We start from the raw sequence: 16824 nt of genomic DNA, 5'->3' as shown, positions 1-16824 counted from the left end.
TCGGGTCGCGTCCACGCCCGCCTGCCCCGGGGGTCATGTCCCGTTCACACGGCGGGTGCGTCGGGGCCGATCCGGCTGCGTACGGCCGTCTGGACCTCGGCCTCCTCGGCGGGGTCGGCGGCGAGCCTGCGCAGGCGCTCCACGACCCGGGCGTCACCGGTCTCGGCGTGCCGGGCGGCGATCTCGCGGGTCGTCTCCTCGCAGTCCCAGAGACACTCGACGGCGAATCCGGTGGCGTAGGACGGGTCGGTGGCGGCCAGCGCGCGGGCGGCGCGGCCGCGCAGATGGGAGGACGCGGTCTCCCGGTAGACGTGCCGCAGGACGGGGGCGGCGCAGGCGATGCCGAGCCGTCCGGCGCCGTCGACGAGGGTCCACAGCGTGGGCGCGTCGGGCCCCTCGCCCCGTACGGCCTCCCGGAGTGCGGCGAGGACCAGGTCGCTGTCCTGCGCTCCGCCCCGGCAGGCGAGCATCCGGCCGGCGGCGGCGCCGAGCGGGTCGGGCCGCCGGGCCCAGCCCCGGGCGCGATCGACGCCGGCGACGCTGCGCATCCGTTCGAAGGCGTCGACGGCGGCCTCCACGACGAGGGCGGAGCCGGTGGTCGCGGCGCGCTCGATCAGGCGGAGGGCGTCGGGGTCGTCGGTGTCGGCGAGGTAGCGCAGGGCGGTGCAGCGGGCGCCGTCGGTGCCCTCCTCGGCGGCGCGGACGATCGCGGGGCGGTCCTCGGGGCCGGCGACGGCCGAGAGGCAGCGGGCGGCCGGGACGTGGAGCGCGGCGCCGCGTTCGATGCCCTGCTGGGCCCACTCGAAGACGGCCTGCACGCTCCATCCGGGGCGTGGGCCGGCGGGGCGCATCTGGCGTTGCCAGCGGTCGAAGCAGCCGGCCTCGTGGGCGGCTCGCACCCGGCCGGCGACGGATTCGCGCGGATCCTCCGCCCACAGCCGCCAGGGCCGGGGTTCGAAGGCGTCGCGTACGGCGGCGGCGAGTTCCGCCTCGCCCTCGGCGTCGGTCGCGAAGCGCGCCAGGACGGGGGCCGCCAGGGCGCGCAGGCCGGCGTCGTCGTCGCGCAGGGCGAGCTCGTCCAGGGCCCAGGCCCAGTTGGAGCCGGAGGCGGCGTATCTGCGCAGCAGCGCGAGAGCGTCGAGCCTGCCGTACGAGGCGAGGTGGCCCAGGACGGCGAGGGCGAGTCCGGTGCGTGACTCCTCGGTGTCGAAGGTGTCCTCGACGTCGAAGAGGTGCGCCTCGATCTCGTCGAGTTCGCCGTTCAGGTCGAGGTAGAGACGGGCGTAATACAGGGAGCGGTTCTCCACCTGCCAGTCGTGGCGCGGGTCGAGCAGCACGCAGTGGTTCAGGGCCGCGAGCGCCTCGGCTCGCGGTGCGGTGAGCGCGTGCAGGGTGCCGTCGCCGCGGCCCCGCTGAAGCAGGCCGAGCAGCGTTCCGCTGGGCGCTATGACCGGATCGAACATGGGAAACAGCCTCACATCAAGCGTCGACGCAACCGGGGGACGTGCATTACCTGGCCGCGTGACAACACGTCGGGGCGCCCGCCGTTTCCTGCTTGCTGTAGACCATTTTCCTCTGCCTCTCGTCGGTGGCCCATGCGGGCCGCGTCACGGTCCGCGCGGTGCGGCGTCACCTGCCCGGCCATCGCGTCCGTGAATCACGAGGTCATGATGACTCGGCAGTTCGTCCCGCCGCGACCGAAATTTCGGCGGCTGGACACCGCCTCCCCCGTTTCTTGAGTTTTCCCTGGTCAGGACGGCCGGGTCAGCTCACACCGAACAGTTCGAGCAGGTCCGCCTTCGCGAACATGCGGGCCGTGTCGACGGCCGAGGGGGTGCCCGCGGCCGGGTCGGCGCCGGCCTCGATCAGGGCCTTGATGACCTCGGTCTCACCCTTGAAGACGGCTCCCGCGAGCGGGGTCTGGCCGCGGTCGTTGATCCGGTCGGCGTCGGCGCCCCGGGCGAGGAGGGCGCGCACCGCCTCGGCGTGGCCGTGGTAGGCGGCGAGCATCACGAGGCTGTCCCCGCGGTCGTTGGTGAGGTCGGCCGGCACGCCCGCGTCGACGTACGCCACGAGCGCCTCCGTCCGTCCCTGACGGGCCAGGTCGAAGATCTTGGTCGCGAGCTCCACGACCTCGGGGTCGGGGGCTTGGGTCATCAGCCGGACCGCCTCTCGTCACAACCGTTCGGGTGAAGCGCCAGCGTACTGGCTTCCGGCGTACATGGCCGGACATGTCCCCGGCAAGGATCACGGGGCCCCGTCCACCGCAACGGCCCTGGTCACAGGGGTACCAGGGCTCTGCCACCCGAGTGAAATCAGCCGTAATTCACCCACTTGCACCTTTTATCGTATGGATACATCCTGTGATCCTGGAAGTACTCATGGTGACTGTCCCCGCGAACCAGGAGAACGCAAATGATCCTGTCCATCTCAGGTGTCGTCCTGCTCGGCATCATCGTCTTCCTCTTCTTCCGCAAGGACGGCCTGAAGGCCTCGCACGCCATGGTCTCGGCCCTGTTCGGGTTCTACCTGGCGAGCACCGCCATCGCGCCGAGCATCAAGGCCGGCGGCGAGAGCCTGGCGAGCCTCCTCGGCGGAATCAAGTTCTGACGCCCCCACCGTCCGTACGTACCGTCAGGAGACAGCTGTGGCCCGGCGCCCCCTTCCCCGCATCCTGAGCACAGGCAGCGCGCAGATCGCCCGGAGCCGGGAGCTGGCCCGGACGGCGGCGGACAGCGCCACCGACGTCCTGCACCCGCTGATCACGGTCACCCGGGGTCTGCGCCGACTGGCATCCGCCGGACGGCGCAGATGGGCCGACACACCCAAGGACAGGCGGGGGCCACTGCTCTTCCTGGTGGCCTCCGTGGTCCTGGTCGTGGCCCTCGCGCCGTACGGTCCGCTGCTCGCCGCCATCACCCTGATGGCGGCGGCGGCCTGGCACGGCCGCGACCGCGAGCCGTCGAAGCCCGAGGGACCGGACGAGACGCAGATCCAGCGCCTCCAGTCGCTGTACGACGCCCTCGTCCCCTACTTCTCGGCCGCCGAGGACCCGGCCCCCCTGTACGCCCACGGCGGCGGATGGGAGGACGTCTTCCCCGTCCACGAGTTCGACGACTCGGGCCGCATCACCCGTTTGGAGATCCGCTACCCGGCGTACTTCACCGACGGCGAGGCGGAGTCCCGCGCCCGGATCGAGCAGTTGCTGCACGCCAAGTCGGGCCGCGGCCGCGAATACCACTTCGCGTGGGACGAGGAGGCCAACGAGCTCACCGTCACCGTCCTGCCTCCGCTGCCCACCGACATCGCCGCCCAGCGCTTCGTCACCGCACCCGGCGAGACGGTCCTCGGTTTCACCGATCCCACGGAGGTCCGGCGCACGCTCCCGCTCACCCACGGCGAGGAGCAGCGCGACGTCCCGCCCGTCGTGTGGCGCACGGGCATCCGCTCCACCGAACCCCACCTGCTGGTCATGGGCCAGCCCGGCAGCGGCACCTCGACCCTGCTGCGCTCCGTCGCCCTGCAGGCCCTGCGGTACGGCGACGTGGTCATCGTCGAGGGCGGCGGCAGCGGCGAGTACGCCTGCCTGACCGGCCGGGACGCCGTCCTGGCCGTCGAGTGCGGGCTGTCCGGCGCGCTGGCGAGCCTGGAGTGGGCCGCCCACGAGACGGAGCGCCGGCTCATCGCCGCGAACCGCGCCCGGCAGGCGGGCCACCCGCCGCCGGAGGACACCAAGCGGCCCCTGTGGATCCTCCTCGACCGGCCGAGCGCCTTCACCCACCTGGCCTCGACCGGCGGCCGCAACGACCCGCAGTCCCTGCTCCAGATCCCCCTGCGCCACGGCCGCGCGACGAACGTGACGGTCGTCGTGGCCGAACAGTTCGACAGCGCCGACGCCCTGAGCGACGCCGTACGGCAGCACACGCGCGCGCGGGTGGTCCTCGGCCCCGCCACGGCGGAGCAGGTGGAGGCGGTCCTGGGCGTGTCCCCGCCCACGACCCCGGTCCCGCACGTCCCGCCCGGCCGCGGCTACGCCCGGCTGGGCACGGGCCCGGTCCACCGTCTCCAGGTGCCGGCGACCCCCGACCCGTACGACGAGGCGACGAGCGACTCCGACCGGCAGGCGGTCCTGGCGCTCCTCCCGCCCCGCACGACCCCGGCGGACGGGGGACACCTGGTCGAACAGGCGCCGCAGCCGGAGTCCGGACCGGAAGAGGTCCCGGCGGACGCCGTGGCGACGGACGCCGCGGTCGCGGAACCCGCGTAGCCCCCCGAGGGCGGGGCGGCAGCCTCGGCGCCCCGCCCCCGCACGCGCCCCAGCGGGCCACCCACCCCACCCCGCACGCCCCACCGGGCAACTCACCTCTGCCTCGCCCGCCCCACCGGGCCACCCCGCCCCGCGGGCCCACCGGGCAACCCCGCCCGCACGACAACCGCAGGCGCCACGACCGTCCGGCGATCGCACCCCGGGCCGCCGTCCCCGTCCAGCGACCGCACCCCACTCCCGCGCACACCCACCGCGCCGCACCCGGATCACGCCCCGCGCAGCCACGAACGCCCCGCCGACCCTCGTCGGCGGGGCGTTCGTCGCTGCGCCGACCACGTCCCCGCGGCCGGCGCTCCCGGCGGCTCAGGCCACGAAGGTCCTGGGCGCCTCGCCGCCCCCGGCGCTTCCGCTCTCCACGAGCCGGGCCGCGGCGGCCAGTCGCACCGCGGCCTCCTCCGCGACCGCGCCGCCGACGGTGAACGGCAGCCTCACGTACCCCTCGAACGCCCCGTCGACCCCGAACCGGGGCCCGGACGGCACCCGCACCCCCACCCGCTCGCCCACCTCGGCGAGCCGGGACCCGGACAGGCCCCCGGTCCGCACCCACAGCGTGAGACCGCCCCGGGGGACCTCGAACTCCCACTCGGGCAGCTCCCGCCGCACCGCGGCCACGAGCGCCTCCCGGTTCTCCCGCGCCTGGGACCGTCGTACCTCCACGGCCTGTTCCCAGCCGCCGGTGCTGAACAGCCAGTTCACCGCGAGCTGCTCCACCACGGGCGTGCCCAGGTCGGCGTACGCGCGCGCGGCGACCAGGCTGCGGATCACGTCCGGTGCCGCCCGCACCCATCCGATGCGCATCCCCGCCCAGAACGCCTTGCTGGCCGACCCGACGGTGACGACCGTGGACCCGGCCGCGTCGTAGGCGCAGACGGGCCGCGGCATCTCGACCCCGGCGTCCAGCCACAGTTCGCTCATCGTCTCGTCGGCGACCAGCACGGTCCCGGCCGACCGGGCCGCCTCGACCAGCCCGCGCCGCTGGTCGTCGCCGGCGAGCGCTCCGGTGGGGTTGTGGAAGTCGGCGACGACGTACGCGAGGCGGGGCGCGGAGTCGCGGAGCACCTGCCGCCAGCGGTCCAGGTCCCAGCCGGTCAGCCCCTCGGCCATCGCGACGGGCACCAGACGGGCGCCGGCCTCCCGCATCAGCTGGAGGATGTTGGCGTACGAGGGCGACTCGACGGCGATGCGCTCGCCCCGGCCCGCGAACAGATGACAGATGGCGTCGATCGCGCCCATCGCACCGGTCGTCACCATGATCTGCTCGGGCATGGTGGGGATCCCGCGCGCGGTGTACCGCTCGGCGATCATCGCGCGCAGGGCCGGCAGGCCGGCCGGATAGTCGCCGTGGGTGTGCGCGTACGGCGGCAGTTCCTCCAGCGCGCCCTGGACGGCGCGGGTCAGCCACGGCTCGGGCGCGGGCAGCGCCGCGCAGCCGAGGTCGATCATCGAGCCGAGCGCCTCGGGCGGCAGCGGTTCGAGTCCGCGCGCGGGCAGCGGGTTGCCGGCCGGTACGGCGGTCCAGCTGCCCGCGCCGCGCCGGGACTCCAGGAAGCCCTCGGCGCGCAGCGCCTCGTAGGCGGCGGCGACCGTGGTGCGGCTCACCGACAGCGCGAGCGCCAGCTCACGTTCGGCGGGCAGCCGGGCCCCCACCGGGACGCGTCCTTCGAGCACCAGCAGCCGGATGCCGTCGGCCAGCGCGCGATAGGCGGGCGGACGGCGCGTGCCGGGGCCGGCCGGGCGGTCCTGCTGCGAGCTGAGGAGCCGGGCCAGCTGGGCCGCCCCCACCGCCGATGTCCACTGCGCCATGGAAATCAGTCCACCTTCCCCGAATTGGCCATGGATAGCGTCTACTGCCAAGCCACAGGGTGTCATGCACCAGGCCACTGCCACCACAGGGGGACGACGTGTCCGCACAGAGCCGCACCGGACGGCGACTCATCCAGCTCTATCTGGGGCTCGCCCTCTACGGAGCCAGCTCGGCGCTGCTGGTGGACGCGGGCCTGGGGCTGGAGCCCTGGAACGTGCTGCACCAGGGGCTGGCCGAACTCACCGGCCTGACCATCGGCGTGGTGTCGATCATCGTGGGCGCGGCCGTGCTGCTGCTGTGGATCCCGCTGCGCCAGCGTCCGGGCCTCGGCACGGTCTCCAACGTGTTCGTGGTCGGCATCGCCATGGACGGCACCCTCGCCGCGCTCCCCGGCGCGCACGCACTGGCCGTGCGCGTGCCCCTGATGCTGGCCGGGATCCTGCTCAACGGCGTGGCGACGGGCCTCTACATCGCCGCCCGCTTCGGACCGGGGCCCCGGGACGGCCTGATGACGGGGCTGCACCGGCGCACCGGCCGCTCGATCCGGCTGATGCGCACGGCCGTCGAGGTGGCGGTCGTGGCGACCGGTTTCGCCCTGGGCGGCACCATCGGCGTCGGCACCGTCCTGTACGCGGTGTCGATCGGCCCGCTCGCCCAGCTCTTCCTGCGCGTGTTCGCCGCGCCCACGGCATCCGACGGCAGCACGGTGGTTGCCGCCGGGCCATCGCCGCGAGCCATACTGCGACCGTGACCACGCGGATACGCCACCCCTACCTCGACCATCCCGGCCCCATCCCCTTCGCCCACCGGGGCGGGGCGGCCGACGGCCTGGAGAACACCGTGCTGCAGTTCCGGCGCGCGGTCGAGGCGGGCTACCGGTACCTCGAAACCGACGTGCACGCGACGGCGGACGGCAGACTCGTCGCCTTCCACGACGAGACGCTGGACCGGATGACGGACGGCGCGGGCCTGATCGCGGACCTGCCCTGGAAGGACGTCCGGGACGCGCGCGTGGCCGGCCGGGAGCCGGTGCCCCTGTTCGAGGAACTCCTGGAGACCTTCCCCGGGGCGCGCTGGAACATCGACATCAAGGCGGAGCGGGCCCTGCGCCCCTTCCTCGACCTGGTGGAGCGCGTCGGCGCCTGGGACCGGATCTGTGTCGGCTCGTTCGCGGAGGCACGCGTGGCCCGGGCCCAGCGGCTGGCCGGACCGCGCCTGGCGACCTCGTACGGCACCCGGGGCGTGCTGAACCTGCGGCTGCGCTCCTGGGGGGTGCCGGCCACGCTGCGCCGCTCGGCGGTCGCGGCGCAGGTGCCGGAGTCCCAGTCGGGCATCCCGGTGGTCGACCACCGCTTCGTGCGGGCCGCGCACGCGCGCGGGCTGCAGGTCCACGTGTGGACCGTCAACGAGCCCGAGCACATGCACCGTCTGCTGGACCTGGGCGTCGATGGCATCATGACCGATCACATCGACACGTTGCGCAGGGTCATGGAGGACCGCGGCGTCTGGGTCTGACACCTCCCGACCCCGCCCGACGGCCCCTCGGCCGTGACCCGCGCGGCGACTTCACGGGGAAGCGAGGGCACGGGTGGGCACCGACACCGTGCGGGCGGAGGCGGCCGGGGCCGACGAGGCCGCCGAACGCAGACGCGAGCAACGCGGGTGGTACTTCTACGACTGGGCGTGCTCCGTCTACTCGACGAGCGTGCTCACCGTGTTCCTGGGTCCCTATCTCACGTCGGTCGCCAAGTCGGCGGCGGACGCGGACGGGTTCGTCCACCCCCTGGGGGTCCCGGTGCGCGCGGGGTCCTTCTTCGCCTACTCGGTGTCCCTGTCGGTGATCGTGGCGGTCCTGGTGATGCCCGTGGTGGGCGCCGCCGCCGACCGCACCGGGCGCAAGAAGCCCCTCCTCGCGGCGGCCGCCTACACGGGGTCCGCGGCGACCGCCGGAATGTTCTTCCTCGGCGGCGAGCGCTATCTGCTCGGCGGCGTGCTGCTGATCGTGGCGAACGCGGCGCAGTCGGTGGCGATGATGCTCTACAACTCCTACCTGCCCCAGATCGCGGCGCCCGAGGAACGCGACGCCGTCTCCTCCCGCGGCTGGGCCTTCGGCTACGCCGCGGGGTCGCTGGTGCTGGTCCTGAACCTGGTCCTCTACACCGGCCACGACTCCTTCGGTCTCTCCGAGGGCGCGGCGGTCCGGATCTGCCTGGCCTCGGCCGGGCTGTGGTGGGGCGCCTTCACCCTCGTACCGCTACGGCGGCTGCGCGACCGCCGGACCACCGCGCGGCAGCCGTCCGCGCCCGGCTTCCGGCAGCTCGCCGCGACCGTCCGGGACATGCGCCGACACCCGCTGACCCTCAGCTTCCTGCTGGCGTACCTGGTCTACAACGACGGCATCCAGACGGTGATCTCCCAGGCGTCGGTCTACGGCTCCGAGGAACTCGGTCTGGGGCAGTCGACGCTGATCGGCGCCGTGCTGCTGGTGCAGGTGCTGGCGGTGGCGGGCGCTCTCGGCATGGGCCGGCTGGCCCGGGTGTACGGCGCGAAGCGCACCATCCTGGGCTCGCTGGTCGCCTGGACGGTGACGTTGGCGGCCGGGTACTTACTGCCCGCCGGTGCGCCCGTCTGGTTCTTCGTCCTGGCCTCGGGCATCGGGCTGGTGCTCGGCGGCAGCCAGGCCCTGTCCCGTTCGCTGTTCTCGCACCTGGTCCCGCCGGGCAAGGAGGCGGAGTACTTCTCCGCGTACGAGATGAGCGACCGGGGCATGAGCTGGCTCGGGCCGCTGCTGTTCGGGGTGACCTACCAGCTGACGGGCAGCTACCGGGACGCGATCATCTCGCTGGTGGTCTTCTTCGTGCTCGGGTTCGCGCTGCTCGCGCGGGTTCCGGTTCGCCGGGTGATCGGCGACGCGGGCAACCCCGTGCCCGAAAGGATTTAGCGTTCAACACGAAAGCGATGTAGTGTACGCGTTTGGCCTGCCAGGCGTACCGTTACTGCGCGTCAAAGATGCCGAAACGCTGTGTTACATGTGTTAGCAGATGTGACAAACCGGGCGCTGGTGGGTACAACAAGGGCGGCTACGACGGGCGACGCTTGACCCGGAACGGGAATCTTTACCGCCGACCGGACGTTGACCGGATGACGACGACAGCGACACCTGTCCTGTGGGCGACAAGCCCGGGAGGCACGATTCATGAGTGAGCGAGCTCTTCGCGGCACGCGCCTCGTGGTGACCAGCTACGAGACGGACCGCGGCATCGACCTGGCCCCGCGCCAGGCCGTGGAGTACGCATGCGAGAAGGGGCACCGTTTCGAGATGCCCTTCTCGGTCGAGGCGGAGATTCCGCCGGAGTGGGAGTGCAAGGTCTGCGGGGCCACAGCACTCCTCGTGGACGGCGACGGCCCTGAAGAGAAGAAGGCCAAGCCCGCGCGTACGCATTGGGACATGCTGATGGAACGGCGCACCCGCGAGGAACTCGAAGAGGTCCTCGAGGAGCGCCTGGCCGTTCTCCGATCCGGAGCGATGAACATCGCGGTACATCCGCGGGACAGCCGTAAGTCGGCATAGTCCCCGCGCGGGTCGGGCGGAACACGACACACACAACACCGCGGGCGCCGTACGTCATGTACGGCGCCCGCGGTGTTGTGTCCACCCACGGCCGGCCCGGCGCAGACCGGGCCGGCCGGACGTGTGCCCGGCCCTGCCCGGTGCGGCCTCAGGGCGTCAGCGGCGGGCGGGAGTCCCTCGGGGTGTCACCGGGTTCGTCCCTGATGACCTCGCCCTGCACGACCTTGCCGTCGGGACGGCGGAAGCGGGCCTGCTGGAAGGCCTCACCCAGGGTCCCCGGGACGGTCGCGCGGAGCTTGCGGTCGAAAGTGCGCTCGGCGTAGCCACTGACCGCCTTCTGCACCGGCGGAAGCAGCAGGAGCAGGCCCAGGGCGTCCGAGAGCAGACCCGGGATCATCAGGAGCAGGCCGCCGAGCATCATCAGGCCGTTGCCGCCGCCGCGTGAGCCGGAGGGGGCCTCGCCGCGCTGGAGCGCCTCGTTCAGGTTCTGGAAGGCGCGCCGGCCCGCCCGCTTGATCACCACCGCGCCGAGGACGAATCCGGCGAGCAGCAGCAGGAACACCACGAACCCGCTCGTCGCGCCCGCGACGACGGTCAGCAGCCAGATCTCCAGCACCAGCCAGGCGACGAGGCCCAGCGGCAGGAAGGTCCGCAGCCGGGAGCGCCGGGGCCGGGCCGGATAGGTGGGGGTCGAAGCGCCTGTCGTCATGCGTCCAGTGTGCCTGGCCCGGGCTCAGCACGGCGTAAGCGGACGATCAGACGATCAGCCCCGGCTGTGCGGGGAGGTGCGCCCGCGGTGCCCTCGGTCACGGCCGTAGGTGCCCTCGGTCATGACCGTAGGCCGGCGGTCGTCCGTGGCCGTACGCCCGCACTCGTCGTGGCCGTACGGCCGCAGCCGCCGGCACCGGCCCGGAGCACCCCCGGCCACCCCCGTCACCGGCGGGCGTCCCCTGGCGAGGTCAGGGCTGGGACGGCTTGCCGCGGCCGACGATCTTGCCGACCCGCTCCCCCACGCCCCACGTGGTGACCCGCCACAGCGCCTCCACGAGGATGTCGCGGCTCATCTTGGAGTCGCCGAGTTCGCGCTCGACGAAGGTGATCGGCACCTCGACCACGTGGTAGCCGGCCTTGACGGCACGGCGGGCCAGGTCGACCTGGAAGCAGTAGCCCTGGGAGGCGACCTCGTCGAGGCCGAGCCCCTCGAGGGTCTCGCGGCGGAAGGCGCGGTAGCCGCCGGTGATGTCGCGCAGCGGCAGGTCGAGGGCGATCCGGGAGTAGAGGCTGCCGCCGCGCGAGATGACCTCGCGGGACTTCGGCCAGTTCACCACGCGGCCGCCGGGCACCCAGCGGGAGCCGAGCACGAGGTCGGCGCCCTTGAGGGCGGTCAGCAGGCGGGGCAGTTCCTCGGGCTGGTGGGAGCCGTCGGCGTCCATCTCCACCAGGACGCCGTAGCCGTTGTCCATGCCCCAGTGGAAGCCCGCGAGGTAGGCGGCGCCGAGGCCCTCCTTGCCCTTGCGGTGCAGGACGTGGACCTGGTCGTCACCGACGGACAGTTCGTCGGCGAGCTTGCCCGTGCCGTCGGGGCTGTTGTCGTCGGCCACGAGCACGTGTGCCTCGGGGACCGCCTCACGCACCCGGCCGACGATCGCCTTGATGTTCTCCGCCTCGTTGTAGGTCGGAATGATCACCAACACCGTGCCGAGCGGGCCGAACCGCCGCTCCCCGGCCTGTGCCGCGAGGGTCCCGTCGCCGTCGTTCACCGCTGCCCCTTCGTGTCCGTACGCAGGGGTCCACCATAGTGGTCGCAGCCTGCGCCGACGTGACAGGACGATCGTCGGGTGGTGTCGATTCCCCAAAGACGGGGTAAGAATCCGGGTTTGGCCGATTGCGTTCTGCGGATGGGGGCCCGGCGCCCTTCGGGCCGACCTGGGGCCCGCTGGCTGCGGGTCGACCGAAAGCCGTTGTCTACTGGACGCCCGGGCCCCACCCGGGTCACACCTCCCCGGCCGGCCGGAACGTTCCCTCGCTGTGACGCGGGCGCTGAGCCTGGCTCCCAGTGGCGGTGCGCCGGTTCGGCACACCGTCCCTGACCCAGCGGCGCCGCGGCGAGTGGCGAACGTTCCCCGGTCGGGCGTCCGGTGGTGGACTCCGCCGAACCTACCGGCCCCCTGCCGTCGCCTGTCAACAGCGGTTCGACCTGCGGGTTCTTCACGAAAGCCCTGGTCAGCGGGGAGGCGTCACAGCTCGGGCGACGGCGTGTCGGAGGTGGATCTTCACCGCGCGGACCCGGGAGATCACTCGCCCGGCCGTACGAAAACCGTCCGTCCGCCGACCGCGGTGCGCAGACAGACCGGCAGGTCACGGCCCGGGGTGAGGTCGGGCAGGCCGGGCGTGCCGGAGCGGGGGTCGGTGGACCAGCGGGCGACCCGGTCGTCGGGGGCCTGGACGACGAGTTCGCCGGTGCGCCACACGGCGTAGTCGGCGGGGGCGCCCGGCACGAGGACGCCCGCGTCGTCCCGTCCGACCGCCCGCCAGCCGCCGCGCGTGTGGGCGGTGAACGCGGCGCGCACGGAGACGCGGTGCTCGGGGGTGCGGTGGAACGCGGCGGCCCGGACGGTGCCCCAGGGATCCAGGGGCGTGACCGGGCTGTCGGAGCCGAAGGCGAGGGGCACACCGGCCCGCAGGAGGGCCGCGAAGGGGTTCAGGGCGCGCGCCCGCGCGGCGCCGAGGCGCTGGGCGTACATGCCGTCCTCGCCGCCCCACAGCGCGTCGAAGGCGGGCTGGACGGAGGCCGTCAGGCCGAGTTCGGCGAAGCCCGCGACGGTCTCGGGGGTGAGCATCTCGGCGTGCTCGACGCGGTGGCGGGCCGCCCGGACGCGGGGCAGGCCGATCTTCTCGGCGGCGGCGCGCACGCCCGCCACGACGGCGGTCACGGCCGCGTCGCCGATCGCGTGGAAGCCGGCCTGGAGGCCCGCCTCGGTGCAGGCGAGGACATGGGCGGCGACGGCGTCCGCGTCCAGGTAGGCGGTGCCGGTGTGGGCGGCGTCGGCGTACGGCTCGTGCAGACAGGCGGTGTGCGAGCCGAGCGCGCCGTCGGCGAACAGGTCGCCCGCCGCGCCGGCCGCGCCCAGTTCGCGCGCCCGGGCGACGCCCTCCTCGTCGGCCTCGGCCCAGTAGCCGACGACACGCGGCCCCTGCTCCTCGGCCGCGAGCCGGAGCAGACCGGTGAAGTCGTCCTCGGAGGAGATCTCCGGGCCGCCGCACTCATGGACGGTGCCGATGCCGAGGGAGGCCGCGTGGGCCAGCGCGACACGCTGTGCCTCGGCGCGCTGTTGCGGCGTCACAGCGGCAAAGGCGGCAGCTCGTACGGCGTGGTGGGCGTCGCGGACCAGGGGCGCGTCCTCGCGGCCGAGGCCGGCCGGAACCAGGTCGAGCAGGGCGGTGGAGACGACCGCCGAGTGGACGTCGATGCGGCTCAGGTAAAGGGGACGGCCGCCCGTCGCGCGGTCGAGCTCGGCCCGTGTGGGCGGGCGGCCGCCGGGCCAGCGGGAGGCGTCCCAGCCGTGGCCGAGCAGGACGCGGTCGGCGGGGCGGGCGGCGGCGAAGTCCCCGACGAGGGTGAGGGCGGCCTCCAGGGACGGGGCGCCGGACAGGTCGAGGCCGGTCAGGGCGAGCCCGGTGGCGGTGGTGTGCACATGTGCGTCGGTGAACGCCGGGGTGACGAGGGCGCCGTCGAGGTCGACCACCTCGTCGACGCCGTCCGCGAAGGCGTCCGCGGCGCCCTCCGAGCCGACCCAGGCGATGTGCCCGCGCTCCACGACCATCGCCGTGGCGAAGGGGTCGGCGGGGCTGTGGACCTCGCCGCGGCGCAGGAGGACGGTCTCGGTCTGGGCGGTGCGTTCACTCATGGGGACAGTTTCGCGCCTCGGGCGCACCGCCCGACACACCGGCCCCCGGCCGGGTCCGGGGCGCTCTCAGACCCGGGGCGGCCGGGCCTCGTACGGTGTGGACAGCACCACCGTCGTCCGGGTCGACACCCCTGCCAGCGAGCGCAGCCGCGCCAGCAGTTCCTCCAGCTCGTGCGGGGTCGCCACCCGGACCTTGAGGATGTAGTTCTCGTCGCCGGCGACGCTGTGGCAGGCCTCGATCTCGGGGACTCCGGCGAGCCGGTCCGCGATGTCGTCGGGGGCGCTGGGATCGAACGGCTTCACAGAGATGAAGGCGGTCATGGGCAGTCCCACGGCCTCGGGGTCGACGACCGCGGCGTACCCGCGGATGACGCCCCGCTGCTCCAGCCGGCGCACCCGCTGGTGCACCGCGGACGTGGACAGTCCCGTCGCCTTGCCCAGGTCGGTGTAGCTCATCCGCCCGTCCTTGACGAGCAGCTGCACGATCTGTCGGTCGAGCTCCTCCATGGCGCAAGAACCTACAGGGCGGTTGATCTCCTCCGATACCTGAGCAGCCCAGGTCATGCCCGGTTCGTGATGTGCGCGGGAGCGGTCCGTGAGCCGTCGGGGAGACAAAACGGCCGCGCCGGGCACCTGCGAGCGGCATGTGACGAAGGCCACACCGCCGGGAACGTCTGCGAGATGTTCTCGTGATTACCGCCGAGAGCGGGCGGGAAGTGCTTGCTGTGGTCGAGGCCGCAGCGCCGATACGGCCCAGCCTTAGGGGGAGAACCCATGCAGAGTCTCAAGCGTCCTGGTCGTACCGCGCCCAAGCGGCTTCAGGCAGTCGCCGAACCCGAGCCGGAGGGCGTCGAACCCGACGCCTTCGAGGACGAGTTCGACGCGTACGACACCTTCGAGATGGTCCGGGTGATCTGCCCGGACTGCGCCCAGCCGATCGCCCTGCTGGCGGACGAGGACGTGCTCCCGGAGCACGCGCTGTGCATCTCCCCGTGGAACCCGTTCGGGCTCACGGTCTGCGCCGGCACCGGCCGGGGGGCCGCCGAGGCGCGGCCCGCGGACGAGTCGGCGGAACTCCAGGAGCAGGACACCGCACTGCTGTTGACGCTCCCTCAGGGGCTCGACTGGCGGATGCAGCCCTTCTCGCACGTCGGCGGCCCGGGCTCGCGCCCGATCAGGGTCTCCGGCATGCGGCGCCAGGCCGCCTGAGCGACACCGCCCGGCCCCTCGCCGCCCTCCCTTCCCGTCACCGCGCCGCGCCACGGCCGGGCAGCCCGCCGTGGCGCGGGACAGGTGCGTCCCGGTGCGCCGGGTGCGCGGGGTGACCGTCGAGCGGCACGGGGACGGCCGACGACCGGCTCGCGGCGTGTACGGCGGTGCTTCGACCAGGCGTCAGCGGGGTCGGGCGGTAGCCGGGAGCCCGGCGGGGGCTGTACGACGCCGCTGAACTCACGGTCGATTCCGCGGACCGGTGACCTGCCGGTCCGCTGCCGCGTTGCCCAGCCATGACCCTCACCTCTTCAGCCACCGGGCGACGGCGCCGGCTGTTCGTACCGGCGCCCGGAGGTCCGGTTCCGCCCGCTCCGCAGCAGCCGGACCCGCCCATCTACCGTGAGCTCATGCGCACCTGGGCCGACCGGGGGCGCACCCTGCCGGGGCGCGACGACCCGGAGTGGGTCCGGCTGGCGGCACCCCAGGTCGTCCGCGGCCAGTTCAGCGGCTCTCGGGACCCGCTAGGTGACGGGCGATGACCATCCGCTGGATCTGGTTGGTGCCCTCGACGATCTGCAGGACCTTGGCCTCGCGCATGTAGCGCTCGGCCGGGAAGTCCGCGGTGTAGCCGTACCCGCCGAGGACCTGCACGGCGTCGACGGTCACCTTCATCGCGGTGTCCGTGCAGTGCAGCTTGGCCATGGCGGCCTGCTTGGCGAACGGCCGGCCCGCGTCCCGCAGCCGCGCCGCCGCCAGGTACAGCGCCCGGCCGGCCTCGATCTGGGTCGCCATGTCGGCGAGCATGAAGCGCAGCCCCTGGAAGTCGGCGATGGGGCGCCCGAACTGCCGCCGTCCGGTGGCGTAGGCGACGGCCTCGTCGAGCGCGGCCTGGGCCAGGCCGATCGCGCAGGCGGCGATGCCGAGCCGGCCGGAGTCGAGGGAGGCCAGGGCGATCGCGAAGCCCTGCCCCTCCTCGCCGATCCGCCGCTCGTCGGTGACGCGGACCCCGTCGAGGTGGACCTGTGCCGTCGGGGAGCCCTTCATCCCCATCTTCCGCTCCGGCGCCGCGGCGCTCAGGCCCTCGGCGTCGCCGGGGACCAGGAAGGCGGTGATGCCGCGCGGGCCCTCCTCGCCGGTGCGCGCCATGACCGTGTAGAAGTCGGCGATCCCGCCGTGGGTGATCCACGCCTTGGTGCCGGTGATCACCCAGTCGTCGCCGTCGCGGACGGCCTTGGTGCGCAGGGAGGCGGCGTCCGAGCCGGAGGACGGTTCGGAGAGGCAGTAGGCACCGAGCAGGCCGCCGCCGAGCATCGCGGGCAGGTGCTCGACCTGCTGCTGCTTGGTGCCGCGGGCGGCGAGCGCGTAGGAGGCGAGGGTGTGCACGCTGAGGCCGAGACCGACGGTGAGCCGGGCCGCGGCGAGTTCCTCCAGGACCTGGAGGTAGACCTCGTACGGCTGGTCGCCGCCGCCGTACTCCGCGTCGTAGGGCAGGCCGAGCAGTCCGGACTGGGAGAGCAGGGTGAAGACCTCGCGCGGGAAGCGCCCGGCGTCCTCCTCCTCGGCCGCCTTCGGTGCGATCTCGCGCTGGGCGATGTCACGGACCAGCGAGATCAGATCCCGGGCCTCGTCCGTGGGCAGTTGCCGGTCCACCGGCTGCGGGGCGTGGTCGGGCATGGCGACGCTCTCCTCCCTGTCGGGCACGGGCGGACGGGCCCTTCGGGTGGGGGCGGCGCCGCCGGGTCGTGTGCCGGCCGATGCTCGCACTCCCGGGTCTCGGAAGCTGCTGACCAGCGGCTGTGCGCTGTGAGTATGCCCGATCGGACGCACCCCGTCACCAGTTAACGACCGCTTACTTCGGGTAAGGGCCGGGACCTCCTCTCGGGACCCCGTATTGGTCCGAACCATTGACGTACTGGTCTAGTCCTCCTAGGGTTCCCGCCAACCGCATGACCGCGTTCATGCCAATTCAGCGCGCGTTCCCCTCTCCCCCACGAGGAGACAC

The 16824-nt window shown here is 73.4% G+C and carries 16 protein-coding genes; 8 read left to right on the top strand and 8 right to left on the bottom strand.

Going from position 1 to position 16824, the window contains the following annotated elements:
- Window positions 1-44: 44 nt before the first annotated feature.
- Both ABZT03_RS17665 and ABZT03_RS17660 read right to left on the bottom strand, forming a co-directional pair.
- Window positions 45-1463 (bottom strand): HEAT repeat domain-containing protein, encoded by a 1419-nt coding sequence (locus tag ABZT03_RS17665; RefSeq protein ID WP_356040058.1) that lies wholly within the window; start codon window positions 1461-1463, stop codon window positions 45-47.
- A gap of 301 nt (window positions 1464-1764) precedes the next feature.
- A complete protein-coding gene (locus tag ABZT03_RS17660; protein ID WP_356040055.1) occupies window positions 1765-2157 on the bottom strand; it encodes an ankyrin repeat domain-containing protein in 393 nt (130 codons plus the stop codon).
- A 258-nt stretch (window positions 2158-2415) separates the two neighbouring features.
- On the opposite strand from ABZT03_RS17660, the gene ABZT03_RS17655 reads away from it, so the two are divergent.
- Both ABZT03_RS17655 and ABZT03_RS17650 read left to right on the top strand, forming a co-directional pair.
- Window positions 2416-2610: a hypothetical protein gene (locus ABZT03_RS17655; protein ID WP_037742059.1), complete on the top strand. Its 195-nt coding sequence runs from the start codon at window positions 2416-2418 to the stop codon at window positions 2608-2610.
- 37 nt (window positions 2611-2647) lie between these two features.
- The gene (locus tag ABZT03_RS17650) at window positions 2648-4267 is read left to right on the top strand and encodes an ABC transporter ATP-binding protein (RefSeq protein ID WP_356040051.1); all 1620 of its coding nucleotides are present in this window, start codon (window positions 2648-2650) and stop codon (window positions 4265-4267) included.
- 363 nt (window positions 4268-4630) lie between these two features.
- Here ABZT03_RS17650 and ABZT03_RS17645 read toward each other — a convergent pair whose 3' ends face one another.
- Complete coding sequence (locus tag ABZT03_RS17645; protein WP_356040048.1) at window positions 4631-6130, bottom strand: PLP-dependent aminotransferase family protein; 1500 nt, start codon at window positions 6128-6130, stop codon at window positions 4631-4633.
- A 98-nt stretch (window positions 6131-6228) separates the two neighbouring features.
- Here ABZT03_RS17645 and ABZT03_RS17640 point away from each other — a divergent pair, with 98 nt between their 5' ends.
- The 4 genes from ABZT03_RS17640 (at window position 6229) to ABZT03_RS17625 (ending at window position 9702) form a co-directional block, all read left to right on the top strand.
- A complete protein-coding gene (locus ABZT03_RS17640; RefSeq protein WP_356040045.1) occupies window positions 6229-6882 on the top strand; it encodes a hypothetical protein in 654 nt (217 codons plus the stop codon).
- Complete coding sequence (locus ABZT03_RS17635; protein WP_356040042.1) at window positions 6879-7646, top strand: glycerophosphodiester phosphodiesterase; 768 nt, start codon at window positions 6879-6881, stop codon at window positions 7644-7646. Before ABZT03_RS17640 ends, ABZT03_RS17635 begins: the two co-directional genes overlap by 4 nt.
- 73 nt (window positions 7647-7719) lie before the next feature.
- Entirely contained in the window at window positions 7720-9072 is a 1353-nt protein-coding gene (locus ABZT03_RS17630; protein WP_356040039.1) for an MFS transporter, read from the top strand.
- A 255-nt stretch (window positions 9073-9327) separates the two neighbouring features.
- On the top strand, window positions 9328-9702 hold the full coding sequence (locus ABZT03_RS17625) for an RNA polymerase-binding protein RbpA (protein WP_150943815.1): 375 nt from the start codon (window positions 9328-9330) through the stop codon (window positions 9700-9702).
- A 148-nt stretch (window positions 9703-9850) separates the two neighbouring features.
- Here the strand turns inward: ABZT03_RS17625 and fxsA are convergent, their stop codons facing one another.
- The 4 genes from fxsA to ABZT03_RS17605 all read right to left on the bottom strand — a co-directional run bounded on the left by fxsA (window position 9851) and on the right by ABZT03_RS17605 (window position 14117).
- The gene (gene fxsA / locus ABZT03_RS17620) at window positions 9851-10411 is read right to left on the bottom strand and encodes an FxsA family membrane protein (protein WP_356040035.1); all 561 of its coding nucleotides are present in this window, start codon (window positions 10409-10411) and stop codon (window positions 9851-9853) included.
- A 250-nt stretch (window positions 10412-10661) separates the two neighbouring features.
- Window positions 10662-11462, bottom strand: a complete 801-nt coding sequence (locus ABZT03_RS17615) for a polyprenol monophosphomannose synthase (protein ID WP_356040032.1) — start codon at window positions 11460-11462, stop codon at window positions 10662-10664.
- 534 nt (window positions 11463-11996) lie between these two features.
- The gene (locus ABZT03_RS17610) at window positions 11997-13610 is read right to left on the bottom strand and encodes an amidohydrolase (protein WP_356040029.1); all 1614 of its coding nucleotides are present in this window, start codon (window positions 13608-13610) and stop codon (window positions 11997-11999) included.
- A 66-nt stretch (window positions 13611-13676) separates the two neighbouring features.
- Window positions 13677-14117, bottom strand: coding sequence for an Lrp/AsnC family transcriptional regulator (locus tag ABZT03_RS17605; protein ID WP_016434164.1), 441 nt, complete (start codon window positions 14115-14117; stop codon window positions 13677-13679).
- 267 nt (window positions 14118-14384) lie between these two features.
- On the opposite strand from ABZT03_RS17605, the gene ABZT03_RS17600 reads away from it, so the two are divergent.
- Window positions 14385-14819: a hypothetical protein gene (locus tag ABZT03_RS17600; RefSeq protein ID WP_356040025.1), complete on the top strand. Its 435-nt coding sequence runs from the start codon at window positions 14385-14387 to the stop codon at window positions 14817-14819.
- Between the two features lie 296 nt (window positions 14820-15115).
- The gene (locus tag ABZT03_RS17595; RefSeq protein WP_356040022.1) at window positions 15116-15361 is read left to right on the top strand and encodes a hypothetical protein; all 246 of its coding nucleotides are present in this window, start codon (window positions 15116-15118) and stop codon (window positions 15359-15361) included.
- Here the strand turns inward: ABZT03_RS17595 and ABZT03_RS17590 are convergent.
- Window positions 15324-16496, bottom strand: coding sequence for an acyl-CoA dehydrogenase family protein (locus tag ABZT03_RS17590; protein WP_356040020.1), 1173 nt, complete (start codon window positions 16494-16496; stop codon window positions 15324-15326). The two genes, ABZT03_RS17595 and ABZT03_RS17590, sit on opposite strands and share 38 nt — an antisense overlap.
- Window positions 16497-16824: the final 328 nt, after the last annotated feature.

Origin of the sequence: Streptomyces sp. NPDC005574, assembly GCF_040605435.1 — a bacterium.
Lineage (GTDB): Bacteria > Actinomycetota > Actinomycetes > Streptomycetales > Streptomycetaceae > Streptomyces.
Note: the sequence above shows the minus strand (reverse complement) of the source record. Positions and strands in the feature narration are given on the sequence as shown.